This is a genomic window from Flavobacterium sp., from assembly GCF_031537875.1.
Classification (GTDB): domain Bacteria; phylum Bacteroidota; class Bacteroidia; order Flavobacteriales; family Flavobacteriaceae; genus Flavobacterium.
This window is the reverse complement of record NZ_JAVKNB010000010.1, coordinates 336,269-361,478: the sequence shown is the minus strand read 5'-3', so window position 1 is coordinate 361,478 and position 25,210 is coordinate 336,269. Positions and strand designations below refer to the sequence as shown.

The window sequence follows — 25,210 nt, the reverse complement described above, 5'->3', positions numbered from 1 at the left end:
TTAAAAACAACTCATTCAGTCGCTACTCTAAATAAGAAACCCCAAGAACAAATTGTTTTTGGGGTTTGTATTTTTATCTGAACTCATTCAACGAACGTTCAATAATTCCGAGACATTCGTGAATTTGACTTTCGGTAATCACCAATGGCGGTGCTAACCGAATTTTATTCCCGTGAGTCGGTTTGGCTAACAGACCATTATCTCTGAATTTCAAGCAAATTTCCCACGCTAAATCCGAATCTTCATCGCTATCAATCACGATGGCATTCAATAATCCTTTTCCTCGTACCAATTGAATTAACGGATTTCTAGAGGCGATTTCTTTCAATCCATGACGGAAAACCTCACCCAAATAGGCCGCGTTTTGTGCTAAATTTTCGTCTTTAATGACTTCCAATGCCGCAACTGCAACAGCTGCAGCAATTGGGTTACCACCAAAAGTAGAACCGTGCTGCCCTGGATGAATGACATTCATAATGGCATCATTCGCCAAAACTGCAGAAACAGGAAATACCCCACCCGAAAGTGCTTTCCCTAAAATCAAAATATCTGGTTTTACTTCCGGTTTGTTTTCACATCCTTTTTTACATTCGCAATTCCCACAAGTCGCTAGTAATCGACCCGTACGAGCAATTCCGGTTTGTACTTCATCAGCAATAAACAAAACATTGTTGGCTGCACATAGCGCTTTGGCTTGTGCCAAATACCCCTCGCTAGGCACATATACTCCCGCTTCGCCTTGAATTGGTTCTACCAAGAAGCCAGCTATGTTTTTGGAAGAAGCCAAGGCTTTCGCCAAAGCATCAACATCATCATATGGTATTTTAATAAATCCATTGGTAAACGGTCCAAAATTCTTACGCGCCGATTCATCATTAGAAAATGAAATAATGGTAGTGGTTCTCCCGTGAAAATTGTTCTCACAAACAATAATTTGAGCTTCATTTTCAGGAATTCCTTTTACTTCATACGCCCATTTTCTACACAATTTCAAAGCCGTTTCCACTGCCTCTGCGCCTGTATTCATAGGCAAGACTTTATCAAAACCAAAATACTTCGTTACATATTCCTCATACGGACCTAATTGATCATTAAAAAATGCTCTAGAAGTCAACGTTAGCTTTTGAGCTTGTTGTACCATGGCGTTGACAATCTTTGGATGGCAATGTCCTTGGTTTACCGCTGAATATGCCGACAGAAAATCATAGTATTGTTTTCCATCTACGTCCCAAACATACACCCCTTCTCCTCGATCCAAAACCACCGGTAAAGGATGGTAATTATGCGCTCCGTATTGATTTTCTTTAGCAATTAAAGCTTCTGAAGTAGCAGATAAAGTAGTAGTATCGTGACTCATAACAAGTGTTTTTTTGTATTAATTTTGAAAACCAAATTTAGTCAATACAACTAACAAAACGAATAAAAATACAATTTTTGACTTATTAATTTTAAATAAAAGTCAAATTATTAACTTAAAACAATTATAAAAGTCAAATTTTAATAAAAACAATCAAAAAGATAGAATAGAAATTAAAAAACACTTACTTTTATCCTACTCAAAAAAGTAATTCTAACTTTTAAACCCTTTCATAATGGAAAAATTAGATGAATTCGACATCAAAATAATTAAAGAATTGGAAAAAGATGGCCGTATTGCCTACTCCACTATTGCTTCTAATTTAAACATTTCCAATACGATGGTGCATCAACGGATCAACAAGTTGACTGAGCAAGGTATTATTGCTGGAATACATCCCGTTATTAATGAAAAAAAGATGGGATACGACTGGGGAGCTTTCACAGGAATCACCTTAAACAAAGACCACGATTCAGGACGAGTGATAGAAGAACTAAAAAAAATACCCGAAATCACCGAATGTTATTTCATTACGGGTTCATACACTTTGTACGTAAAAATGATTGCGAAGAATCACGAACACATGCGAAGAATCTTGTACGAACAAATTGACTCCATTCCAGGAATTGCTAAAACCGATTCGATTATTGAACTCGGTTGTGCTTTCAAACGAAATATTAGTTTGTAATTCATTAAAATCTTTTACATTTATACCAAAACAAAATCAAATGAAAAATTTCAAATACCTATTTTTAGGAGCAATACTATCTTCTGCTAGTTTATTTGCCCAATTAAAACCCGTCCAATACAAAGACGAAACTCAAATTCTGAATGGATTAGCGATCAAACCTAGTAAAGCGAGTGCTCAAAAACCAGGGATTTTAGTACTTCCTGCTTGGAAAGGAATTGATCCTCATGCAAAAACTACTGCTACAGATTTAGCGAACCTTGGCTACTATGCCTTTGTGGCGGATATTTATGGCGAAGGCAATTATCCTCAAACCACTGCTGAAGCGGGTAAAATTGCAGGTTTTTATAAGAAAAACACTGATTTGTACCAAAAACGTATCGAATTAGCCTTGGAACAATTGATTCAATCAGGAGCCAATCCCGATAATATTGCGGTTATTGGTTTTTGCTTTGGTGGAACAGGTGCTTTAGAAGCTGCTAGAGATCATTTAAAAGTAAAAGGAGTGGTTTCTTTTCACGGAGGTTTAGGTAAAGATGCTAATCGTGCCGTTACTCCAATTACCACTAAAGTTTTGGTATGTCACGGAGCGGATGATCCTTTTGAATCTAAAGAAGAAGTGGCTGCTTTCCAACAAGAAATGCGTGATGCTAAAGCCGATTGGGAAATGGTGTATTATGCCAATGCGGTTCACTCTTTCACTGATCCAGATGCAGGAAATGACAACTCAAAAGGAGCCGCCTATAACGAGAAAGCTGCAAAACGTTCGTTTGAACACCTAAAATTATTTTTAAACGAAGTATTAAAAAAATAAAATTGATTCCTTAACCTACATTAAATTAAAATGAAAAAAATACTTTTTCTTTCCCTAATCGCATTAGGAACTTCTTGTAAAAACGGAGCTTTGGTTACATTCAATAAAAATGTAGATCCAACTCAATACATGAAAACTATCACGGCTGAAGATTTAAAGAAACACCTTTACATCATTGCTGCCGACTCTATGGAAGGGCGTGAAACGGGTTCGGCAGGGCAAAAGAAAGCAGGTCGTTATCTAATTAGCCAATACCAAAAAAATGAGGTTTCTTTTCCTAAAGGAGCCACAAGTTATTACCAACCGATTCCTGCGGCTTATTTGAATAAAAAATACGGAGGCAATTTAGGGGATTCAGAAAACATCTGGGCTTTTATTGAGGGTTCGGAAAAACCAAATGAAATTGTAGTTGTTTCAGCGCATTACGACCACGTAGGCACAAAAGACGGAGAAGTGTATAATGGTGCCGATGATGATGGTTCGGGAACTTCGGCTTTGTTGGAATTGGCACAAGCCTTCCAAATCGCTAAAAAAGAAGGACACGGACCCAAACGTTCAATTCTTTTCCTACACGTAACTGGAGAGGAACACGGCTTACACGGTTCGCGTTTCTATTCTGAAAATCCATTGTTCCCATTAGAAAATACGGTAGCTGATGTCAATATTGACATGATTGGTCGTCGTGACGAAATTCATCCAAACACTAACAATTATGTGTACATTATTGGAGCCAATCGTTTGTCTTCTGATTTGGATTTTGTTTGCGCCATAATGAATCAGAAATACGTGAATCTGGATTTGGATTATCGTTTTAATGACCCTAAAGACCCTAATCATTTTTATGAGCGTTCTGATCATTATAATTTTGCAAAACATGGTATTCCTGCTGTTTTCTTTTTTAACGGAGTTCATGCTGATTACCATAAAAAAACAGACGAACCAGACAAGATTGAATACGATGCCTTAGCAAAAAGAGCGCAATTAGCATTTGTAACGGCTTGGGAATTAGCCAATAGAAAAGACCGAATTGTAGTGGATAAAAAATAATTTTCATCCTTAAAATAAAAAAGACGCTTTGATTACTCAAAGCGTCTTTTTTATTTCTCTACAACAATCTCCCTATTATTTCTAGACCATTCACTCCAAGAACCTACATACAATTTAGGAATGGGTAAACCTGCCAAAGCTATCGCTAAAAGAGTATGACAAGCAGTTACACCAGAGCCACAATGCACTACTCTATTCTCTGGCAAAGTATTTTCAAAAGACTTTTGGTAGTTCGATTTCAATTTCTCAGGAGATAAGAAAAAACCATTTTCGTCTAAATTAGTCGTAAACGGAATATTAGTTGCGCCTGGAATATGTCCTGCAACCAAATCTATTGGTTCCTTTTCTCCTTTAAACCGTTGCGATTCGCGAACATCAATCACTACAAAATTATCGTTTTGTATCATTTCATCCATTCCTTCCAAATCAATAGTAGGCCATTGCCAATGTTGAACAGGATAGAGTTCGACTTGATTTGGGACTTCAACTGCTGAACTTACAGGAAAACCCGCTTGAATTGCCGCTTGAATACCTCCACTCAATACTTGTACTTTTTCGTGACCAATAGAACGCAACATCCACCAAAAACGTGCTGCTGCATTCGCTCCATTTTTATCGTCATAGACCACTACCCAAGTTTCGGGTGTAATGCCTAAATCGGTCAGTGTTTTAGAAAATTGTTCGGCTGTGGGTAACGGATGGCGACCACCAGCGGCTACATCTTCTTTGATATCGGCTAGTTGGGTATTGACATCTACAAACAAAGCGCCTTTTAGATGGGATTGTTGGTAATTCTGGTAAGCTGTCTGACTGTTAGTGGCGTCAACCAAAACTATTGCGTTGGTTTGTACAGCTTCAAGTAATTGATTTGGAGTGATTATTGGATTCATGTTAGTATAAGATTAACCAGTATAAACATAGTTATTTTATATAACACCAAACAATTAAATCTTTTCATTTCAAAATATAATAAATAATTTCTTATGTTTGTAATGCCCTGTAACTACAATAGACTCCAAATCAAATTCCATTACAGAAATTATAAACACTTTAAACTTTTATTAAAAACCTCTATCTATAGAGTTTTATTGAAATTTTAATAAATTAATCTAAAATATTTTAATAGAAATAAATCATTAAAAAACTAAAATTATGAGACAAATCGGTATTTATATTTTTATAGTATTCACAATATTTACAATTAGTAGTTGTGAAAATAAAAAACAAACAACAAATAATTATTCAACAATAACTATTAAGGAACCCGAAGAAATATATCAATCATTAAAACTTATTGATAGTTTTGTGAAAATTAATAAGAGTAATATAGAGAAAAACACAGTGCTAAAGGAAAAATATGAAGCTTTGTGTACAAATCAAATGTTGCCTTTAATCGATAAAAAAGGACTATATAATGATTTACCATTTGAATTGATGGCAACCGCTATGAATAATGGAAAAGTTTATGGAAATTTTATATATGAAGACGAAAAATATTATGTAAAAGTAACTTGTATTATTAAAAATTCACAACTTGAAAATCTTCAAGAAAACAATAAATATTACATAAAATTTAATACTGCTAAATTTGAAAGCGGGGTATCTTTTGAAAATGAATTTTCAAAAATTGAATTACCTATTGTAAATGGATATTTAAAATCTTTTACTCCCCTAAAAAAATAAATTGAAAACGATTCTGATAAACTATTTTAAATACTAAAATGAAACATTTTATATATCTAATTTTAGGAGGAGTTATAGGACTTTTTTTTGGCGTAATCTTCGGATTCATATTTGACACTATGTATACTGAAAAATCAGAACTTGCAACAAAACAAACCATTCAAGTAATTATTTTTGGAGGATTAGGAACAATAGCTGGCGCTTCATTAGGTGCTAAAATTGCATCTGAAGAAAAAGAAAAAAGGAAAAAAGAATTAGAATATCAAAAAAGTTTAATTGAAACAAAATGCGACTTCTGCAATGAAAGTTTTCAATACTCTTCACTTGAATTTACAAATAAAAAATATTGTGATAGTTGTATCTCCAAAATTAAGCAAGATTATATTTCAAAGTGCCTGGAAATTAATTCAATAGTAAAAGGAATTGAAGAATTAAAAAGACATTCTGCAATAAATAAAAGATTGGATAGAGTCGCTGAAATTGCAAAAAGTTTAGAGCCTTATGAAAATATTGATCTTGATTTTATTTCAAAAAAACCATCAGAAATATTAGAAAGCACGATTGAATATCGATTAAACCTATCATGATAATCTAAATACTTTATTGCTTATTTCAATTATAGCCACAAAAAAAGCCCCGAATTGCTTCGAGGCTTTTGCCTTTTGGGTGGATGACCGGGTTCGAACCGGCGACCCTCGGCACCACAAACCGATGCTCTAACCAGCTGAGCTACAACCACCATTTGTATAACGGGTGCAAATATAGTACAAATGTTCGCTTTCGCAAATAAAAATTTAAAAAAAATACAGCAATTTTAAATCCAATCTCCTAAGCTATTGACAGCCAAATACCTTTCTACAGTACAGCTCCAGTCCAAGCTAACAAACTACATCTTAAGTACATAAACTAAAGTTCTATGCAGATGAAATTTAGATAGTGTTTTACTCAAGCTGTGGTAGTGAAAATTTAGAAAAACGAAGTGCTATTTTCTCGTGTGTCACAAAAGTGTCATGAAATGAGCTATGAAATTAAATTTTTAAAAAAAGTAAAACTTTCTAATGGAAGAGTTGGGATATCCTTCTTCTATAACAACAAAAGGTATCGTTATTTTAATGGAAAAACAATCGATACTGATTACCAACCAAACACTTGTAAAGCGAATCTAAAGGACAAACAACTTGAATTGATGTTTCTTGCTTTCGCTGAAAAATTAGCAAAAGGGTGGCGTCCTACTGAAGTAATCAAGCCTAAAGCTATCAAACCAATTGACATCAATCTTTACGAAGCAATTACGTTAGCATTCGAACAAAAAAAGAGAATGGACTACAGCAATCGTTATAAAAAAGATTTAACCTGTGCGTACAAAAAAATAAGCGATTACATTCTCCACAAAGGATACAAAAAACTAATGCTAAGTGAATTTGATGCTGGCTTAATCAAAGAGCTGCTGAATTACATCAGTGCATCCAAACGAGTACAACTTAACTACAAGAACAACTACTCCTCTCTGCTAACAGAATACTTCGAGAAGTTCAATCTTTCCAACCCATTTCGTCAAGTCAAGTTAGTTAAGCAAGAAGAAGTACTTCATAAGCCAATTAAGGACATCAAGCTAGTATTTGAAGAGTTACGATTGTTTAATTCAAACCTACACCTGTGTTGTTTATTAGCCTATGGATGCTTATTAAGGCCTCACAGAGAAATAAGAAATCTTAAATGGAGTAATTTTGATGACGATTGTACATTCATTAGCCTCTCAGGATCACAAAACAAAGGTAAGAAGAACAGAATCGTTCCTATTCCTAAATTCGTTCAACAGTATATCGTAAAAGGTAACGATGAGCACAATATTTTCACTAATTCGGAACAAGTATACAATGAGTTCTATTTCAAAACATTATGGGGCAGATACAAAAAGGAGTCCACATTGGTCAAAGATGACAATACACTTTATAGTTTTAGACATACTGGGGCAATCAATGTTTATGAAAAGACTGGAAGTTTGAGCAAATTACAGCAAGTTATGGGTCACAGTAATCTAAATACATCGCTAACCTATTTAAGAGGCTTAGGTGTAAAGCAATTGACAATTGAGGACATGCCAGAGCTGTTTTAATTATAAAGTTAATCTTTGATACTGATGTCCTTGATGCGATGCACAAGCATGTGATTCAATAGTTTATTTTCCTTTAAAGAAGCTCTGGAATGGTTCATTCAGCAGGGCTTCTTTGTATATTTTGCCATCATATTCTGTGCTGAGTAAACGTTGAAGCATCTTTCTGCGTTTTTCTTTAGAACCCTTTGAAAAGTATTTTGGGTTCACGATGTACAAAAATGAAAAGTCCAAGCGTTTTATTAATAAATGCTTCTCTACGAACTTATTAATCAGATTACCTAACGTTCTAATGTTTGGTGCTTTACCTGATATTTCTTCAGCAAAAGCAATGTATTCAGCTTTAAATGAGCCATCAAGTGTAACTATGTTGTCCTCATTCATCCTTTCGCAAATGTAATTCAGGAAAGACACTCCTATAGCGTTTAAATTCAGCTCCAGAATAATATGTTGGAAGTTGTGGTGTACAGTGTGCCCATCCTCCATAAAACTGATGTTTGGATTCACTGTTTTACCTTCGTTAGTGAGGCTTGCTTTTATTGTGATGTACTTTTTTTCCATTTTTATGGGTCTAATATACCCCTGTTTTTCTTTTGTATCCCTTGTTTTTAATGAAATTAAACCCTAAATTTGCTATATGCTTAAAAGATTGTCGATACGACTTACTATTAATTTAGAATGCTTATCGATGTTCCTTGGTAGCGCAATCATTTTACCAGCTTATCATAGTAACCAGCTTATCATTTCAATGCAATTTTATAAAATTTCAGCCACATGTCAAAGAAAACATCCACAACAAGCATCATAACATCTCCCATACACGATGAATTACGTTCTTTCAGTAAAAGTATGGTCAACGAGTTCCATCGTACCAAAGAGCAAGTCAACACGCTTAAACATGTTGCTGGTAAGCGTGTAAAGGAGTCTAGTTCTAAAATAGTAAATGAAACAGGTAAGCCTCAATATCAAACGGATAATATACCTCTTTTAGTAAAGGATGCATCCAATCCTAGTGCAATAATCACGACTAACAACAGTGATGCTGTTAATTTATCCAATCAGAAAATCAGCCTCTCTGATGAAGCATTGCTCTACTTGGTACATCTTGCAGGGCATCCAAAGAACGTGTTTCTGTACATCTTGTATTACTTGCTCAACGAAGAAACACTTGAATTTCGTACTGATTCACTGGTAAAACATTATTACGAAGAGTTCTGCAGGGTAACAGGATACAAAGTATCATCATCAGCTATGAAAGATGCAATAAAGAAGTTGGGTGAAATGCGATTGATTATTAATGTAGCACGTAATAGATACATGATGAATCCAATCGTGCTTGGATTTAAGAACAACGTAATTAGAAACAGAGCATTCACATTGTACGTTAACAAGCTAGCTGAAAAAAAGTTGGTTGTGAAAGATTATTTACTGCCACAGATTGACTTACTAAAGAAATGATTTGTAAGCGTTAAGATGAAGCAGTGGGTTCAGTAGTGCTGATTTGACTGTTTTTATTGAAAGTACCATCCGAGGCTCCCAACTAATTAATATCGCATTAAAATGCTTGCATCACGAGAATTGTTAGTTCTAGCTGATTTGTAACTGGAAAAATTATTTCAGCATGTACAGGACAGTAGTAGCATCCCAGCCAAGTCCCCCAGTGGTTAATTTCAAACCGACAGCACCCCCACATGCTTTACACAAGACGAGAGTTTGTTAGTCTTTTGTAGAAAGTTTGGTGAAATATGCTCTAAAAGAAGCTTTTAAATAACGTTTGGAGTGTTAATGTCAATACTCTTGAAAAGTTCAATAACATCGATTTCTAATGCAGTACAGAATCGTAATAACAAATCGACAGTCATTCTTTGTTTATTCAGGAATACTCTTCTGACAGTAGTTTCAGAACATAGTGAAGCTTTTGCGAATTTTGATTTATTCCCATCGAACTTAACTAAGAATTCTTTATAAATCTTAGTCACTAATTGAGCTTCTATTTGTTCAAACTGATTCTGCATTGAACAAAGGAAATAAAGTAACAAACTAAAAAACTTTCTTTATCACGACTTATAAGTCGAAAAATATTTTACATTTGTAGGATTCTAATTAATTAAAATTGTTTAAAAAATGAAAAGAACATTATTACTATCGGTTGCATTCTGCATCATTTTACTGTCAAGCTGTACAACAATGGTTAGAGTGGCAACAACAACGCACAAACAAGTTATGGATAGCTACAAGACTAAAGAACAAGTTATTGGCAAGTTTGGTATTCCAACATCAAAAAGAACTGATGGTGATTACGAAGAACTTTATTATTTGTTTGGTGTTAAAACCGTAACAGACAGAAATGCATCATTAAAGGCTCTTTTTGGAAGCAGTAAAACGACTAATTCATCAGGTTCTGCAAGTACTTCAAGTTTTGGTGGTATGGCATCAGGTAGTGCAAGTGGAACATCAACTACTAATACAGCTGGTGGAGCAAATGCTAATGCAGCTGCTCAAACTGTTTCACAAGAAGTAAAGACTTACGTTAAGTTTACTTTGAAAGGTAATAACGTGGTTACTTGGGAGAGTAATGGTGTTGATTATGGAATTTACGAAATGAGAAAAAAATAACTTTCAGACTTACAGCCTTACATTAAAATTGTAAGGTTGTTGTTTATTAATTCATTAGAAATGAAAAAATTGTTCTTAATAAGCATTACATTTTTACTACTACAATCATGTTCTTCAAAGGATAGTGGAAGTAATTCAGGCACAACTAATGTTCCAACAACTGTATCAGATACAGATGGAAACTCATATCAAACAGTGGCTATTTGTAATCAAATATGGATGAAAAGCAACTTAAATGTTATACACTATAGGAACGGAGATATTATTCCACAAGTTACTGACCCAATTCAATGGGCAAGATTAACAACAGGAGCTTGGTGTTATTATCAAAATATAACTGCAAATGGCACTTACTTTGGAAAATTATACAATTGGTATGCAGTGAATGATTCAAGAGGTATTGCTCCAAGTGGCTGGCATATTCCTAGCGAAAATGAAGCATTAAGTATGATAAATTGTCTTGGAGGCTGGCAAATCGCAGGAGGTAAAATGAAATCAACAGCTAATGCTACTTGGGCATATCCAAATTTAGGAGCGAATAATAGCAGTGGCTTTAATGCAGTTACAGGAGGTGTTTTAGATTCAACTATGCCTACAAGCTCTAATCCCAGCTCAAGTTTTTCAACATCAGGATTTACAGCAAATTGGTGGACTACTACTAATGATGGTACATATTCTGTTTGTTTTACAAATAATTATAATTTAACGACATGTTACACTTTTGGAACATCCCCTAGGTCGGGTTTTTCTGTTAGATGTATTAAAGATTAAACATAGAATTATGAAATCAGGTTACATATTTTTGGGGATTATACTGATAATATTAATAGCAATTATTCCCGATAAATATTTTTTATTACCTCTCGGGTTTATGATTGCATTGGTATTATTTGGTAATAACAAACGTTAATCCATTAACAATCAAAAGGTCTCTCTACGGGGGTTCTTTTTGTTACGTGATGCTTTTTCAGTCGCTTTAACAAGCTCCATTTCAAAGAACACTTCGCAGATCAAAAACACAGCAGCTTGAAAATAAGCAGCTGTTTTTTTTTGCCTGCTTGTTCATCATCTTCACACAATCACCTTCCCTGCGTTCGTTAGAGCTACTCAATCCAAAATACAGCTTCCATTTCATTGCAGCAGTATTGTTGTATTCCGCTCTATGTTAATTTCGTGGTTGCCATTTTAAAAAGTAGTTGGGGTTGCATCACTACGTTTTGCATTATAATAAGGAACGCTTTGCTGTGGTTAATTACTTCCCCAACGTTTCACGCTCTTATGATTTCACATCACTTCGTAAACTACGTTCTGTTCTCATCCTAAGGCTACTTTTTAATTGCCACACCACTGACAGGCGTTCCTCAAAATTTATTTCGTTGCTCTACATAAATTTCTGCGGTACTTTGGAGTGGTTTTCAGTTTAGCAGTAATATGGTCATCAAGATAAAAGTACAGCAAATGTAGAGTCCATTCTTCACTATCAGTCGGAATGCTTCCTCCATTCTCGTTCATCATTACCTCAATTGGAATGCTTTCTTTTTTCTTTTTTTCTTTTGGGAAATGAAAAGTGTCACAAGTGTGTCATAAAAGACATCTATTTGACAATTTTTAATTAAATTTGAAATTATTAATCAGACATTCGTTTGAATAAGTACACGTTCTTCTAAATTACTGTAGACAGATAATAATCAAGTATTTAGGCATAAAAAAAGCCCTCTTAAAAAGGACTGTGATGCAGAATTGTTATTTTAAAATGTGCGAAACCACAAACCGATGCTCTAACCAGCTGAGCTACAACCACCATTTGTATAACGGGTGCAAATATAGCACAAATGTTCGCTTTCGCAAAGAAATTTTAAAAAAAATAAAGCAATTTTAAATCAAATCTCCTAAGCTATTGACAGCCAAATACCTTTCGACAGTAAAACCTTCAGCATGGTCTACTCCTACCAATCGACCTAAATCTCTGGAACGGTAATTCAAGCTTTCCAAAAAGTTTTTACTGGTTATAGGTGACTCCGGTTCATTAGAGTTAGGGTTGTAAAATTGAGAACGATAGGCTAAAATAGAATCCACTTTTTTATCGGTAAAACCAGTTATATCGACTACAAAATCAGGTTTAATATCCTTCCATTGGATATAATGATAGACAAGTTTTGGGCGCCACGCTTGTTGATTTTCTCCATCTAACTGCGTTTCTATTTTCATCAAACCCGATAAAAAACAGGCATCAGAAACCAATTGACTTCCTTTGGCATGATCAATATGTCGGTCTTCAATGGCATTGCATAAGACAATTTCGGGTTGGTATTTACGAATCATTTTGATTACTTCCAATTGGTGCGCTTCCTCATTCACAAAAAAACCATCTCTGAAACGAAGGTTCTCACGAACTGAAACACCTAAGATTTGAGCAGAAGCTGCAGCTTCTTGGTCACGCAAATCGGCCGAGCCACGAGTTCCTAATTCGCCACGGGTCAAATCGACAATTCCCACCGTTTTGCCCAAAGCAATTTCTTTCAAAATAGTCCCTGCACAACCCAATTCAACATCGTCTGGATGCGCTCCAAAAGCCAGTATATCTAATTTCATCTTGATATTGTTTTTGATATTGTTTTTTGTAATTCTATAGTATTCGTTTCATCGTCATGGACTTATTCACGCTCTCCTTCCATTCTTTCTCCGGATTGCTGTCTTTCGTAATACCGCAACCCATATACAAATGTGCTTGATTGTTTTCAATTTGCATGCAACGCAAATTTACAAACAAATCCGATGCAAAATCCCGATTCAATTCACCTAAAAATCCCGTGTAAAAACTTCGGTCATAGCCTTCGTTAGCCATAATAAATGCTTTCGCAATTTCTTTGGGCACACCACACACTGCAGGAGTGGGATGCAACAATTGAATCGCTTTTTTTAAATTCAAGTTGGCACCAAACGCACCCGAAATATCCGTTTTAATATGCCAAAGACTACCTGCTTTAACGCTATAGGCCGCTGAAACTTGAACTGCAGTAGTTACCGTATTCAACTTCGAGACGATATAATCGGTCACAAACTGTTGTTCTTCTTGTTCTTTTTGTTGCCAAATAACAGTTGCAGCTCCTGTGTCTTTTTGCGTTCCTGCCAAAGCCATCGTTTCGAAATTCGTGGCGTTTGCCTTCAATAATTGTTCTGGTGTTGCTCCTAACCAAGTTCCTATTTTTGGATGGTAAAAACAATACACAAAAGCAGAACGGTACTGCTGCACTAATTTTTCAAATGCAGTAGCCAAATTAAAATCGGTCAAATCCACCGCTTCTTTCCGAGAAACCACTACTTTCTTGAACTGATTATTTTGAATGGCCTGAACGCCTTTTGTAACTAAATTTTGAAAATTTATTTGGGCGGCAGAATCAAATGTATTCTCTTCTTTTAACCAAATAGTTTCACTGGTCGGAGTCCATTCTTCGCTCCATTGTTCCGATTCATTATCAGGAATAATGTAGTTCTGACTTCCGTCAAATGAGGCAAATACAAACCCTTTTTCAGTAAAATCAGCCACTTCAAACAAGGTGTCATTGCGCTGAAACAAACCCAAAATGATATCTGAACTGGGTTTAGAATACACTACAAAAGGTAAATTTTGCTGGTGATGAAGCGTCATTTTATCGACTAATGAAATCATAGTAATGGTTTCTTATTATTCGATTTTTCGTTTTGGCAACACCATATTGGTTAATTTGCAAAGGGAAATTAAACTCCCTTTTTCGTCCACAATTCGAATTTCCCAAAGATGAATACTTCTCCCCTTGTGAATAATTTTAGCCGTGGCAGTCACTATTCCGTCTCGTTTGGATTTCAAATGATTGGCAGCGATTTCTATTCCGCGTACTTCGAACAAATCCGAATTTACAAATAACATCGAAGCCGCACTACCCACACTTTCAGCTAAGGCCACTGTAGCTCCGCCATGTAACAGCCCCATAGGTTGATGAACCGAAGGATTAACAGGCATAGTGGCTACTAAGAAATCCTCTCCCGCATCTACATATTCAATATGCAAAGTTCCCATCAAAGTGGTTGCAGCAAATCCGTTGCAATAGTCTAGTATCTTTTGTTTATCGAATGTCATAGTTTCCATTTAAAGATGTAAAAATAGCCAATTTTATCGAAATGTAATGCTACGTTTTGGATTGACAAAATATCGCCCCTATGGGGCTACCGAAATGTCGTCCCTACAGGACTAATTGGGTTGGACTGTAATCAATTGTCTACCGAAATTTAACTCCTACGGAGTTTATAATAATAAATTGAATATCGTTATTTTAATCCCGTTAGGGATTGTATTTCGGTAACATTATGAGAGAACTAAAGAAAATCCCGCTAGGGATGACATTTAACTAAATACAACTCCTACGGAGTTATTGGTGTCGTCCCTACGGGACTCTATTTGATTTGGACCAGAGATTACCAAGATATAACTCCTACGGAGTTTATATAATGCCTTAATTAATACCTTTAGGGATGACATCACATTAAATCTTTAAAAACATAACGCTCGTCATAATCAATTTCAAAAGCGTTCAAAAAATCCAAATACTCTTCGTTAAACGTTTTTGCTTTATGCTTTTTTTCTTGATTTTGAATGTACCGAATAACATTTTGCACGTGAGATTTTGAATATGAAAAAGCACCATAACCCTCCTGCCATTCAAATTTTACTTTCAAAAACTTCTTCTCATTGATCCATTTTGATGAATTGCTTTTAATATTTTGAATTAAATCAGACACCGATTGGGACGGTCGCATTCCTATCAAAATATGAAGATGATCAGACATTCCATTTATAGCCAATAATTTATGATTATTAGCTATAATTATTCCTGAAATGTATTGATACAATTCTTGTTTAAAAGAGGAATGAATTAATCCATTTCTGTATTTCACTGCAAATACAAATTGAATATGAATTTGGGTGTAGGTATTCGACATAAGATTTGGGTTCAATTGGGATTGGATATAAAGTTAAAAAAATATGTTGTTATGGCTTAAGAAATTATTCATTATTTTTACCAAAAAACTAAACCCATGCAACTGAAACGAGTGCTATTTTTTATCGGAATTGTAGTAGCAGTTTGTTCCTGCCGTTCCGATTTTGAAACGGTAGCCAGTAAGGGAAATTTAGTTTTTTCGAATGATACGATATATTTAGATACTGTTTTTAGTACCATTAGTTCGAGTACTTACCAACTCAAAGTGTACAATAAAAGTAACGAAGATGTACACATTCCTTCCATCAAATTAGGCAAAGGGTTAAACTCAAAATTTCGAATGACCGTTGACGGCATGTCGGGCAATCAAGGGAAGGTTTTTCAAGATGTCACGCTATTAGCGAAAGATAGTCTTTATATTTTTGTTGAGACTACAGTCAATGCAACTGACGCCAATTCGACCGATTTTTTATACACCGACCAAATTGAGTTTGATAGCGGTGCAAATCTTCAAAAAGTAGAATTGGTAACTTTAGTGAAAGATGCTGTTTTTCTCTTTTCGCAACGTTTGGCTAACGGAACCAAAGAAACACTTTCTATTGGAGGTAAAACGCTAGAAGGTTTCTATTTAGACGATACTGAATTGCATTTTACCAATCAAAAAGCCTACGTGATTTATGGATTTGCCGGAATTCCATCAGGTAAAACTGCTGTTTTTGATGCGGGTGCAAGAGTCTATTTTCATGCTAATTCCGGATTGATTGTGGGCAACAATGCTTCGCTACAAATTAACGGTAGTCAATCCGCAACTAACCAACTCGAAAACGAAGTTGTTTTTCAAGGAGACAGACTGCAATCAGACTATGCAGATGTGACTGGGCAATGGGAAACAGTCTGGCTCAACGAAGGGGCAACTAATAACAATATCAACCACCTTACTGTCAAAAATGCGTCTATTGGATTGTTAATTCAAAACAACAATGGAACCAATGTAAATATCAAGAACACCCAAATATACAACTCCGCACACTACGGAATTTTAGCCCAAAATGGAAGAATCGTTGGCGAGAATCTAGTAATCAACAATGCAGGAGAAGCGAGTTTAGCTTGCATTTATGGTGGTAATTACACTTTTACTCATTGTACTTTTAACAACAATTGGAATAGTTCTAGTCAACAAGCAGTGACGTTAAGCAATTTCAAATTGGGTTCAGTTCCCGAAACCAATGCGCTTAGCAAAGCCACTTTCAACAATTGTATTATTTATGGTGCGTACACCAACGAATTGGAATTGAACAAAAAAACAACTGCCGCTTTTGAATACCAATTCAATAATTGCCTCATTAAAATGGATTCGAAATCCGCAAGCGCAAATCCGTTGTATCAATTTACAACAGATGCCAATCGGTACAATGGAATTATCTTAAACCAAGATCCTAAATTTCAAAGTATTGCTAAAAACAAACTCAATATCGACGGGAATTCTGCGGCTGTTGCCAAAGGAAATTTAAACTATTTAATTCCGCTCGATATTTCAGGAACAACCCGAACTTTACCTCCTGATTTAGGCGCTTACCAAAACAAACCTTTTGTTAACTAATTTTTCATAAGTCTTTGCTTTTGATTCTTGCTCGAACTATTTATTTAAACTAAATTTGCATCGCAATACAACAAACTCAATACAATGATTCATTTCTTTGAAAACCAAAGTAAAACTGTTTTTGCCGTTCAAACGCAAAACCAAATTTCGGCTGCAGACATTTCAAAACTAAACTGGCTTTTTGCCGACGCACATAAAATAGAAAAATCCGTATTGACGGATTTTTTTGTTGGTCCACGCGCCACAATGATTACGCCTTGGAGTACCAATGCGGTTGAAATCACTCAAAATATGGGGATTTTAGGAATCATTAGAATTGAGGAATTTCATCCTGCAACGGGAGATTTTACCGATTTCGACCCAATGCTTTCGCAAAAATATACTGAATTACACCAAGATATTTTCACCATCAATATTGAACCAGAACCTATTTTAGATATTGAGGATATTGATGCGTACAACAAAACGGAAGGTTTGGCTTTAAGCCCAGAAGAAGTGGAGTATTTAGATAATTTATCGACTAAATTAGGACGTAAATTAACGGATTCTGAAATCTTTGCTTTTTCACAAGCCAATTCAGAGCACTGTCGTCATAAAATTTTCAACGGAACTTTCGTGATTGATGGGGAAGAAAAAGAAACCTCATTATTCAAATTAATCAAGAAAACCTCTCAAGAAAATCCGAATGATATTGTTTCGGCTTACAAAGACAACGTCGCTTTTCTAAAAGGGCCAAAAGTGCAACAATTTGCACCAAAAAATGCTGACAAACCTGATTTTTATGAAGTAAAAGATTTTGATTCGGTGATTTCATTAAAAGCCGAAACACATAATTTTCCAACAACTGTGGAGCCTTTCAACGGAGCCGCAACGGGTTCAGGAGGTGAAATTCGCGATCGTTTGGCTGGAGGCCAAGGTTCATTGCCGTTAGCAGGAACAGCGGTATACATGACTTCGTATTCCCGATTGGAAAATAATAGAAATTGGGAAAATGGCGTTCAAGAAAGAAAATGGTTGTACCAAACTCCAATGGATATTTTAATCAAAGCATCGAATGGAGCTTCTGATTTTGGAAATAAATTTGGACAACCCCTAATCACCGGTTCAGTTTTAACTTTCGAACACGAAGAAAACAACCGCAAAATTGGTTACGATAAAGTAATTATGCAAGCGGGCGGAATTGGTTACGGAAAATTAGATCAAGCGATTAAACACAAACCTTCAGCTGGCGATAAAATTGTCATTTTAGGAGGTGAAAATTATAGAATTGGTATGGGTGGTGCTGCGGTTTCCTCTGCAGATACTGGTGCTTTTGGTTCAGGAATTGAATTGAATGCCATCCAACGTTCGAATCCTGAAATGCAAAAACGTGCTGCCAATGCCATTCGTGGTTTGGTCGAAAGTGATACCAACCCTATCGTGTCTATTCACGATCACGGAGCAGGTGGACACTTAAACTGTCTTTCGGAATTAGTTGAAGATACAGGAGGTTTAATTGATTTAGATAAATTACCTGTGGGTGACCCTACACTTTCTGCTAAAGAAATTATTGGTAACGAATCCCAAGAACGAATGGGATTGGTTATTGGTCAAAAAGACATCGATACCTTACAACGCATCGCCGACAGAGAACGTTCGCCAATGTATCAAGTGGGTGACGTAACTGCTGACCATCGTTTTACTTTCGAATCAAAATCTACTGGATTGAAACCCATGGATTATGCTTTGGAAGATTTCTTTGGCAGTTCGCCAAAAACCATAATGACAGACAAAACAGTTACTTATAACTACAAAAATATTCAATACGATACCAATCAATTTACTTCTTATTTAAAAGAAGTATTGCAATTAGAGGCAGTAGCTTGTAAAGATTGGTTGACCAATAAAGTCGATCGTTGTGTGGGCGGGAAAGTAGCCAAACAACAATGTGTTGGACCCTTACAATTGCCTTTGAATAACTGTGGTGTTATGGCTTTGGATTACAATGGCAAAGAAGGAATTGCTACTTCTATTGGGCATGCTCCTATTGCTGCCTTAATTGACCCTATAGCCGGAAGTAGAAATGCTATTGCCGAATCATTATCGAATATAGTTTGGGCTCCAATCAAAGATGGGTTGAAAGGAATTTCACTTTCAGCCAACTGGATGTGGGCCTGTAAAAACGAAGGAGAAGATGCGCGTTTGTATGCTGCTGTAGAAGGATGTTCGGAGTTTGCGATCGAATTAGGAATCAATATCCCAACTGGAAAAGATTCGCTTTCGATGAAACAAAAATACCCTAATGATGAAGTGATTGCACCAGGAACAGTAATTATTTCGGCTGGTGGAAATTGTACCGATATTAGAAAAGTAGTAGAACCCGTATTGAGATTCCCAAGCGAGGGAATGACAGCTGGGTCCATTTATTATATCAATTTGTCACAAGACCAATTTCAATTAGGAGGTTCTTCTTTTGCACAGATTTTGAATACCATTGGCACTGAAACTTCAACTATTAAAGATGCCGCTTTCTTCAAAAAAGCGTTCAATACAATTCAAGAATTAATTGGTGAAAACCAAATTGTAGCTGGACATGACATTGGAAGCGGTGGTTTAATTACTACCCTTTTAGAAATGTGTTTTGCTGATGTCAATTTAGGAGCACAATTGGATTTTAGTGCTTTCGCAGAAAAAGACCTTATTAAAATTCTTTTTGCAGAAAATATAGGATTGGTGCTTCAGGCGAAATCAGATACTGAAGTTGAAGCAAAACTAAATGCGAATCAAATTGAATTCTTTAAAATTGGTAAAGCGACCAATACCCCTAGTTTAGAAATAGCGGATTGGAAATTAGATATTGCTGAATATAGAGATATTTGGTTCAAAACTTCGTTTTTATTAGACCAAAAACAAGCTAAAAACGGGACGGCAAAAGAACGTTTCGACAATTATAAAAATCAAGCCTTACAATTTAGTTTTCCAACTCATTTTACTGGAAAAAAACCAGTTGTTGACGCAACTAAGCCTCGTCCTAAAGCAGCGATTATTCGTGAAAAAGGAAGTAACTCAGAACGTGAAATGGCCAATGCAATGTACTTAGCTGGATTTGATGTGAAAGATGTTCACATGACTGATTTGATTTCGGGACGTGAAACTTTGGAAGACATTCAATTTATTGGAGCTGTTGGTGGTTTTTCTAATTCAGATGTGTTAGGATCAGCAAAAGGTTGGGCTGGTGCATTTTTATACAATGAAAAAGCAAAAACGGCTTTGACTAATTTCTACAAAAGAGAAGATACGTTGTCAGTTGGAATTTGCAACGGATGTCAATTGTTCATGGAATTGGAATTAATCAATCCAGAACACGAAGTGCATGGAAAAATGCACCACAACAACAGTCACAAACACGAAAGTATTTTTACTTCGGTAAAAGTGCAAGAAAACAAGTCAGTGATGTTGTCAAGTTTAGCAGGAAGTACTTTAGGAGTTTGGGTGTCGCATGGTGAAGGAAAATTTAACTTGCCAATGGGAGAAGAAAATTACAATATTGTGGCTAAATATGGTTACGAAGGCTATCCTGCCAATCCAAATGGTTCGGATTACAACACTGCCATGCTATGTGATGCCACAGGTCGTCACTTAGTGATGATGCCACATATTGAACGTTCGATTTTTCAGTGGAACTGGGCTAACTATCCAAAAGACAGAAACGACGAAGTTTCGCCTTGGGAAGAAGCCTTTGTCAATGCTAGAATATGGATTGAAAATAGATAAAAAAAAAGCGACCAAATGGTCGCTTTTTTTATGATTACTTATTTCTTTTTTGATACTGATGTAGATAATCTCCTTTAGGGGTTCCTAAATCAAATGAACTCCACTTAGTCAATAAACGAGTACTCGTTCTAGCTTGATCACGATCCATATTTTCATACTCAATTCTGTAAATAGCAGAGTACATTTCAGCACGCCCTACACCGTGATAACAGTGAATTAATACAGGGTAATTATCTTTATTATCCATTATAGAAAAGAACATATCTAAATTCTTTTGGGCTGGTACCTGATCTGAACCATTATTAAAATAATTCACCCCTTTTATTTTTGCAACCGCTTCTTTTTCAGCTGTTAATTCAGCAGGGACTTCGGGATTATTGACATCATCACCTGTACCTGGAAATCGTAAATCGATAATTGACTTAATCTTATATTTTTTTACATAATCCGCGATTTCATTCGGTGGAATAACTCCCGATTTATATACTTTCCCTTCGGTAATTGTTTCAAAATTATGGTTGATATTCATATCGTATACATATTTACCAACGCCGATTAAGACAATCGCAATCAAAGCAATAACTACTTTCTTCTTTACACTCATTTTCTTTTATTTTTTAGATTCTCCTAATCTTTTATCCATAACTCTAGCCATATAATCTTGAATAAAGGCTTTGCATTTTAATTCCTGTACCTCCATTTCGGCATTTCTCTTTGAAATCAAATTGTATTTCAAATCTTTATCCTTCTTATCATAAAAGCCAATCACTTTATTTCCATCAAATGTACAGATATAATTACCACTCATAAATTGGTACACATTCGCTGAATAGCGAATTAAGAAAGGAGTGATTTTAGAATCACCCACTAAACTTCTTCCCCAACTTCTAAATGGTTTATCATAACCCACCATATCTAATATAGTAGGATACAAGTCAATTTGTTGCGCATAGTCTTTGTACTCTCCCACAAATTTAGAATTGGGTTTGTAAATTAACATCGCTACTTTATTTTTATTGACTTCTTTCTTATAATCATCATAAAAAATGGTATTGCCATGATCTCCAACCAAAACAAAAATAGTGTTGTTGAACCATGGCTCTTTCTTAGCTGCTTTGAAAAATTGTTTCAAAGCATAATCAGTATATCCAATACACTGATGAATATTGACATCTCCTTTAGGAAATTTGCCCTCATATTTCTCTGGTATTTGATACGGCTCGTGAGAAGAAACGGAGAACAATGTGGCCAAAAACGGTTGCTTTTTCTTGCTTATTGTACTATTGAAATACTGGAAAAAAGGTTCGTCCCAAATTCCCCAAACCCCATCAAACTCGGCGTCATTGTTGTATTCATTCTTTCCATAGTAATTATCAAATCCCAAAATATTGGAATAGCCTAAAAATCCCATTGAACCATTAGGAGCTCCGTGAAAAAACGAAGTGGTATACCCCTCACTTTTTAGGGTTGAAACCAATGATTCAGTTTTTTGTTTTGGATAAGGAGAAGAAGTAAATGCATCTTTAAAAGAAGGAATACCTGCTAAAATTGATGACATTGCATGGATAGATTTATACCCATTCGAATAGGCATTGGTATAAATCATACTATGTTGTGCCAACGAATCTACAAAAGGTGTATACCCTTTATAATTAGGAATAGTAGACTCTTTATTAAATGCACCATAATACTCTTTGGCATTACTTTCTAAAATAAAAATAACAATATTCGGTTTGGTTTTAGGATTGTTTTTATACTGCTTTATGGGTACAATTAACGAATCGATAGTAGCTTGACTAACAAAATTCACTTTCTTAAAATTGTTGCTAAACATCGTCCTAATTAATGCAAAAGGAGTATTTAAAATTACATCGGCTTGCGATGAATTTTTGACATATCTACTGGCGTCTAGTAAATTAATAGGTCGGGTACTTTTTTTAAAATCACCTCTAATCCCTCCAACAATTAAGGTTGCTATCACTAAAAAACTAAATGTCGAGGTTCCAAAATAAACTACTCCTGAATGATGATTTGTGATTTGTAATGAAATCTTTTTGTACAGATAAATCCACAAAAATGAAATCAAAAAGAACAATACAAAAACATGCCAGTAATGAATTAAAAAATTTAGTAACAACAATGATTTGTTACTCTCGTGTTTTAACGAATCAAGCGCCGCAATAGTTGATCTCCCAAAATTAAAACGATAATAGATAAAGTCTACAAAATTGGTTGCATAACCTAACAAATTGGGAATAAAATACAAGTAGAATAAAAAGGTTTGGTACTTTCTACTATGATTAATTCGAAAAGGAAGAATTGAAAAAACAATAAATAATAAATTCAAATATAAAATAGAGGTAGTATCGAATGCTAAACCGTGATAGCACATGGAAACTACATCAGTTATTCCATCTATTTGAATTAAATTTCGATTGTAAATAAAGAATAAAAGACGAGCAATAAAATAAAATAAATAAGCAAGTAAAATTCTGTAAAACACTAATTTATACTCCTCAAATCTTGGAAATCGTTTCATATTCTGTATCGAAAATTATAATTCACAAAATTAGACATTTCGTACTAACTATTATATATTTTAAATAAATATTGTGAATCCGTATAAATTAATTAATTTGCATGAAATTTATATTAAATGATTTCAATTACAAGACTTTTTGACTTCCCTTACTATCAGCAAGAAAACTTCAATATTGCAGATGCTTTAGTTACCAAAAAAGACGGAAAATGGATTAAAACATCCACTGAAGAATATATTGCTAAAGCCAATGCAATTTCAAGAGCTTTAATACAATTAGGAGTTCAGAAAAATGATAAAATTGCTATCATTTCATCTAATAATAGAACGGAATGGAATATTGTGGACATTGGTGTACTTCAAACAGGAGCACAAACCATTCCTATTTACCCAACCATTTCAGAAGAAGATTATGAGTACATATTAAATCATTCTGAATCTACCTATTGCTTTGTTTCTGACGAAGAAGTGTTACGTAAAGTAACTGCAATTAACGCAAATGTTCCAACTCTAAAACAAGTCTATTCTTTCAATACAATTCAAGGTTGTAATCACTGGAGTGAATTATTGGAATTGGGACAAGATGAAAGCAATCAAAATGAAGTTGAAGATCGAAAAAACAAAGTTGATTCAGGTGATTTAGCTACAATTATTTATACTTCTGGAACTACAGGAAGACCCAAAGGAGTAATGCTTTCACACCAAAATATTGTTTCAAATGTAATTAACAGCGCACCACGAATTCCTTTTGAAAAAGGAAAAAGTCGTGCTTTAAGTTTCTTACCTGTTTGTCATATTTTCGAAAGAATGATACTGTATTTATACCAATATTACGGTGTATCCATCTATTTTGGCGAATCAATCGACAAAATCAGTGACAATATAAAAGAAGTTAAACCGAACGTAATGTCAGCAGTTCCAAGACTTCTTGAAAAAGTATACGACAGCATTTATGCTAAAGGAACGCAATTAACCGGAATTAAAAAGAAGCTTTTCTTTTGGGCAATTGATTTAGGATTACGTTACGAACCTTATGGTGCAAATGGCGCTTGGTATGAATTCCAACTTAAAATAGCGCGTAAATTAATTTTCAGCAAATGGAAAGAAGGTTTAGGAGGCAATCTAGATCTAATGGTTTCTGGAAGTGCCGCTTTACAAACTCGATTAGCACGTGTATTTGCAGCAGCAGAAATACCTGTAATGGAAGGCTATGGATTGACAGAAACCTCTCCTGTTATCTCGGTAAATGACATGAGAAATCACGGGTTTAGAGTAGGTACTGTAGGTAAAGTCATCGATGGTGTAACTGTTAAAATTGCCGATGATGGCGAAATCTTATGTAAAGGTCCCAATATAATGATGGGGTACTATAAAGATGAAAAACTGACGTCAGAAGTCATGACTGATAATTATTTCCATACTGGAGATATTGGCGAATTTGACTCCGATGGCTTTTTGAGAATCACCGACCGTAAAAAAGAAATGTTCAAAACTTCTGGCGGAAAGTACATTGCACCTCAATTAATTGAAAATACAATGAAACAATCTCGTTTCATTGAGCAAATCATGGTTATTGGCGATGGGCAAAAAATGCCTGCTGCATTTATTCAACCTAACTTTGAATTTGTAAAAGAATGGGCTAAAATCCATAAAATAACAATTGGTAACAGCAACGAAGAAATAGTTAGCAACCTTAAAGTTATTGAACGTATTCAAGACGAAGTAAATAAATTAAACGAAAAATTTGGAAATTGGGAAAAAATCAAACGATTTGAATTGACTCCTGACATTTGGTCCATTGAAGCGGGTCACCTTACCCCTACTCTTAAATTGAAAAGAAAAATTGTAATGGAAAAATACCTCGATTTATTTCATAAAATATACAATTAGTTATCTGATTACTCCAATAAAAAACAACTCCTCTACTTTCTTCACAAGGAGGAGTTGAATTAAAATTAAAAAAATTACAAAAATTTACTGTTTTTATTATGCATGCATAGTATTTATTTCTTATATTTGAAATC

The 25,210-nt window shown here is 35.0% G+C and carries 21 protein-coding genes and 1 tRNA gene; 12 read left to right on the top strand and 10 right to left on the bottom strand.

From position 1 onward, the window contains the following. Positions 1–73: 73 nt before the first annotated feature. A complete protein-coding gene (gene rocD / locus RMR09_RS06815) occupies positions 74–1,357 on the bottom strand; it encodes an ornithine--oxo-acid transaminase (protein WP_310595046.1) in 1,284 nt (427 codons plus the stop codon). 235 nt (positions 1,358–1,592) lie between these two features. Here rocD and RMR09_RS06810 point away from each other — a divergent pair, with 235 nt between their 5' ends. From RMR09_RS06810 to RMR09_RS06800, 3 genes are read left to right on the top strand one after another with little or no spacing between them, the layout of a single operon-like run. Continuing rightward, positions 1,593–2,045 carry an Lrp/AsnC family transcriptional regulator gene (locus RMR09_RS06810; protein WP_310595045.1) on the top strand — a complete coding sequence of 151 codons (453 nt, stop codon included), beginning with the start codon at positions 1,593–1,595 and terminating at the stop codon, positions 2,043–2,045. A gap of 40 nt (positions 2,046–2,085) precedes the next feature. Further along, a complete protein-coding gene (locus tag RMR09_RS06805) occupies positions 2,086–2,859 on the top strand; it encodes a dienelactone hydrolase family protein (RefSeq protein ID WP_310595044.1) in 774 nt (257 codons plus the stop codon). A 30-nt stretch (positions 2,860–2,889) separates the two neighbouring features. After that, positions 2,890–3,906 carry a M28 family peptidase gene (locus RMR09_RS06800; protein WP_310595043.1) on the top strand — a complete coding sequence of 339 codons (1,017 nt, stop codon included), beginning with the start codon at positions 2,890–2,892 and terminating at the stop codon, positions 3,904–3,906. 50 nt (positions 3,907–3,956) lie between these two features. On the opposite strand, the gene RMR09_RS06795 is transcribed toward RMR09_RS06800, so the two are convergent. After that, positions 3,957–4,796 (bottom strand): sulfurtransferase, encoded by an 840-nt coding sequence (locus RMR09_RS06795; RefSeq protein WP_310595042.1) that lies wholly within the window; start codon positions 4,794–4,796, stop codon positions 3,957–3,959. A gap of 262 nt (positions 4,797–5,058) precedes the next feature. Between RMR09_RS06795 and RMR09_RS06790 the strand changes: the two genes are divergently transcribed. Together RMR09_RS06790 and RMR09_RS06785 are read left to right on the top strand one after the other, a co-directional pair. Continuing rightward, positions 5,059–5,589 carry a hypothetical protein gene (locus RMR09_RS06790; RefSeq protein WP_310595041.1) on the top strand — a complete coding sequence of 177 codons (531 nt, stop codon included), beginning with the start codon at positions 5,059–5,061 and terminating at the stop codon, positions 5,587–5,589. A gap of 38 nt (positions 5,590–5,627) precedes the next feature. Further along, positions 5,628–6,176 (top strand): hypothetical protein, encoded by a 549-nt coding sequence (locus RMR09_RS06785; RefSeq protein WP_310595040.1) that lies wholly within the window; start codon positions 5,628–5,630, stop codon positions 6,174–6,176. A gap of 78 nt (positions 6,177–6,254) precedes the next feature. Here the strand turns inward: RMR09_RS06785 and RMR09_RS06780 are convergent. Next, a tRNA-His gene (locus RMR09_RS06780) sits at positions 6,255–6,328 on the bottom strand. 276 nt (positions 6,329–6,604) lie between these two features. Here RMR09_RS06780 and RMR09_RS06775 point away from each other — a divergent pair. Beyond that, positions 6,605–7,705: a site-specific integrase gene (locus RMR09_RS06775; protein WP_310595039.1), complete on the top strand. Its 1,101-nt coding sequence runs from the start codon at positions 6,605–6,607 to the stop codon at positions 7,703–7,705. A 63-nt stretch (positions 7,706–7,768) separates the two neighbouring features. Here the strand turns inward: RMR09_RS06775 and RMR09_RS06770 are convergent, their stop codons facing one another. Further along, on the bottom strand, positions 7,769–8,263 hold the full coding sequence (locus RMR09_RS06770) for a hypothetical protein (protein WP_310595038.1): 495 nt from the start codon (positions 8,261–8,263) through the stop codon (positions 7,769–7,771). A 213-nt stretch (positions 8,264–8,476) separates the two neighbouring features. Here RMR09_RS06770 and RMR09_RS06765 point away from each other — a divergent pair, with 213 nt between their 5' ends. From RMR09_RS06765 to RMR09_RS06755, 3 genes are all read left to right on the top strand, one after another. After that, on the top strand, positions 8,477–9,160 hold the full coding sequence (locus tag RMR09_RS06765; RefSeq protein ID WP_310595037.1) for a hypothetical protein: 684 nt from the start codon (positions 8,477–8,479) through the stop codon (positions 9,158–9,160). 666 nt (positions 9,161–9,826) lie between these two features. Continuing rightward, positions 9,827–10,318: a hypothetical protein gene (locus tag RMR09_RS06760; protein ID WP_310595036.1), complete on the top strand. Its 492-nt coding sequence runs from the start codon at positions 9,827–9,829 to the stop codon at positions 10,316–10,318. Between the two features lie 69 nt (positions 10,319–10,387). Then, positions 10,388–11,089 (top strand): fibrobacter succinogenes major paralogous domain-containing protein, encoded by a 702-nt coding sequence (locus tag RMR09_RS06755; RefSeq protein WP_310595035.1) that lies wholly within the window; start codon positions 10,388–10,390, stop codon positions 11,087–11,089. Positions 11,090–12,193: 1,104 nt separating this feature from the next. Here RMR09_RS06755 and bshB1 read toward each other — a convergent pair. The 4 genes from bshB1 to tnpA form a co-directional block, all read right to left on the bottom strand. Beyond that, a complete protein-coding gene (bshB1, locus tag RMR09_RS06750) occupies positions 12,194–12,910 on the bottom strand; it encodes a bacillithiol biosynthesis deacetylase BshB1 (RefSeq protein ID WP_310595034.1) in 717 nt (238 codons plus the stop codon). 34 nt (positions 12,911–12,944) lie between these two features. Next, positions 12,945–13,988 (bottom strand): isochorismate synthase, encoded by a 1,044-nt coding sequence (locus tag RMR09_RS06745; protein ID WP_310595033.1) that lies wholly within the window; start codon positions 13,986–13,988, stop codon positions 12,945–12,947. A 15-nt stretch (positions 13,989–14,003) separates the two neighbouring features. Then, complete coding sequence (locus tag RMR09_RS06740; RefSeq protein ID WP_310595032.1) at positions 14,004–14,435, bottom strand: hotdog fold thioesterase; 432 nt, start codon at positions 14,433–14,435, stop codon at positions 14,004–14,006. A 398-nt stretch (positions 14,436–14,833) separates the two neighbouring features. Then, positions 14,834–15,295 carry an IS200/IS605 family transposase gene (gene tnpA, locus RMR09_RS06735; protein WP_310595031.1) on the bottom strand — a complete coding sequence of 154 codons (462 nt, stop codon included), beginning with the start codon at positions 15,293–15,295 and terminating at the stop codon, positions 14,834–14,836. 96 nt (positions 15,296–15,391) lie between these two features. Here tnpA and RMR09_RS06730 point away from each other — a divergent pair, with 96 nt between their 5' ends. Beyond that, a complete protein-coding gene (locus RMR09_RS06730; protein WP_310595030.1) occupies positions 15,392–16,894 on the top strand; it encodes a right-handed parallel beta-helix repeat-containing protein in 1,503 nt (500 codons plus the stop codon). A gap of 84 nt (positions 16,895–16,978) precedes the next feature. Beyond that, a complete protein-coding gene (purL, locus tag RMR09_RS06725; protein ID WP_310595029.1) occupies positions 16,979–20,647 on the top strand; it encodes a phosphoribosylformylglycinamidine synthase in 3,669 nt (1,222 codons plus the stop codon). A 34-nt stretch (positions 20,648–20,681) separates the two neighbouring features. On the opposite strand, the gene RMR09_RS06720 is transcribed toward purL, so the two are convergent. Both RMR09_RS06720 and RMR09_RS06715 read right to left on the bottom strand, forming a co-directional pair. Next, positions 20,682–21,251 carry a dual specificity protein phosphatase family protein gene (locus tag RMR09_RS06720; protein WP_310595028.1) on the bottom strand — a complete coding sequence of 190 codons (570 nt, stop codon included), beginning with the start codon at positions 21,249–21,251 and terminating at the stop codon, positions 20,682–20,684. Between the two features lie 6 nt (positions 21,252–21,257). Then, the gene (locus RMR09_RS06715) at positions 21,258–23,186 is read right to left on the bottom strand and encodes a sulfatase-like hydrolase/transferase (RefSeq protein WP_310595027.1); all 1,929 of its coding nucleotides are present in this window, start codon (positions 23,184–23,186) and stop codon (positions 21,258–21,260) included. Between the two features lie 117 nt (positions 23,187–23,303). On the opposite strand from RMR09_RS06715, the gene RMR09_RS06710 reads away from it, so the two are divergent. Continuing rightward, positions 23,304–25,076, top strand: a complete 1,773-nt coding sequence (locus RMR09_RS06710; protein WP_310595026.1) for a long-chain fatty acid--CoA ligase — start codon at positions 23,304–23,306, stop codon at positions 25,074–25,076. The last annotated feature ends 134 nt before the right edge of the window (positions 25,077–25,210 follow it).

Coding starts and splice junctions, on each gene's coding strand:
- rocD (WP_310595046.1), bottom strand. CDS start 1,357: ATGAGTCACGATACTACTACTTTATCTGCTACTTCAGAAGCTTTAATT.
- RMR09_RS06810 (WP_310595045.1), top strand. CDS start 1,593: ATGGAAAAATTAGATGAATTCGACATCAAAATAATTAAAGAATTGGAA.
- RMR09_RS06805 (WP_310595044.1), top strand. CDS start 2,086: ATGAAAAATTTCAAATACCTATTTTTAGGAGCAATACTATCTTCTGCT.
- RMR09_RS06800 (WP_310595043.1), top strand. CDS start 2,890: ATGAAAAAAATACTTTTTCTTTCCCTAATCGCATTAGGAACTTCTTGT.
- RMR09_RS06795 (WP_310595042.1), bottom strand. CDS start 4,796: ATGAATCCAATAATCACTCCAAATCAATTACTTGAAGCTGTACAAACC.
- RMR09_RS06790 (WP_310595041.1), top strand. CDS start 5,059: ATGAGACAAATCGGTATTTATATTTTTATAGTATTCACAATATTTACA.
- RMR09_RS06785 (WP_310595040.1), top strand. CDS start 5,628: ATGAAACATTTTATATATCTAATTTTAGGAGGAGTTATAGGACTTTTT.
- RMR09_RS06775 (WP_310595039.1), top strand. CDS start 6,605: ATGAGCTATGAAATTAAATTTTTAAAAAAAGTAAAACTTTCTAATGGA.
- RMR09_RS06770 (WP_310595038.1), bottom strand. CDS start 8,263: ATGGAAAAAAAGTACATCACAATAAAAGCAAGCCTCACTAACGAAGGT.
- RMR09_RS06765 (WP_310595037.1), top strand. CDS start 8,477: ATGTCAAAGAAAACATCCACAACAAGCATCATAACATCTCCCATACAC.
- RMR09_RS06760 (WP_310595036.1), top strand. CDS start 9,827: ATGAAAAGAACATTATTACTATCGGTTGCATTCTGCATCATTTTACTG.
- bshB1 (WP_310595034.1), bottom strand. CDS start 12,910: ATGAAATTAGATATACTGGCTTTTGGAGCGCATCCAGACGATGTTGAA.
- RMR09_RS06745 (WP_310595033.1), bottom strand. CDS start 13,988: ATGATTTCATTAGTCGATAAAATGACGCTTCATCACCAGCAAAATTTA.
- RMR09_RS06740 (WP_310595032.1), bottom strand. CDS start 14,435: ATGACATTCGATAAACAAAAGATACTAGACTATTGCAACGGATTTGCT.
- tnpA (WP_310595031.1), bottom strand. CDS start 15,295: ATGTCGAATACCTACACCCAAATTCATATTCAATTTGTATTTGCAGTG.
- RMR09_RS06730 (WP_310595030.1), top strand. CDS start 15,392: ATGCAACTGAAACGAGTGCTATTTTTTATCGGAATTGTAGTAGCAGTT.
- purL (WP_310595029.1), top strand. CDS start 16,979: ATGATTCATTTCTTTGAAAACCAAAGTAAAACTGTTTTTGCCGTTCAA.
- RMR09_RS06720 (WP_310595028.1), bottom strand. CDS start 21,251: ATGAGTGTAAAGAAGAAAGTAGTTATTGCTTTGATTGCGATTGTCTTA.
- RMR09_RS06715 (WP_310595027.1), bottom strand. CDS start 23,186: ATGAAACGATTTCCAAGATTTGAGGAGTATAAATTAGTGTTTTACAGA.
- RMR09_RS06710 (WP_310595026.1), top strand. CDS start 23,304: ATGATTTCAATTACAAGACTTTTTGACTTCCCTTACTATCAGCAAGAA.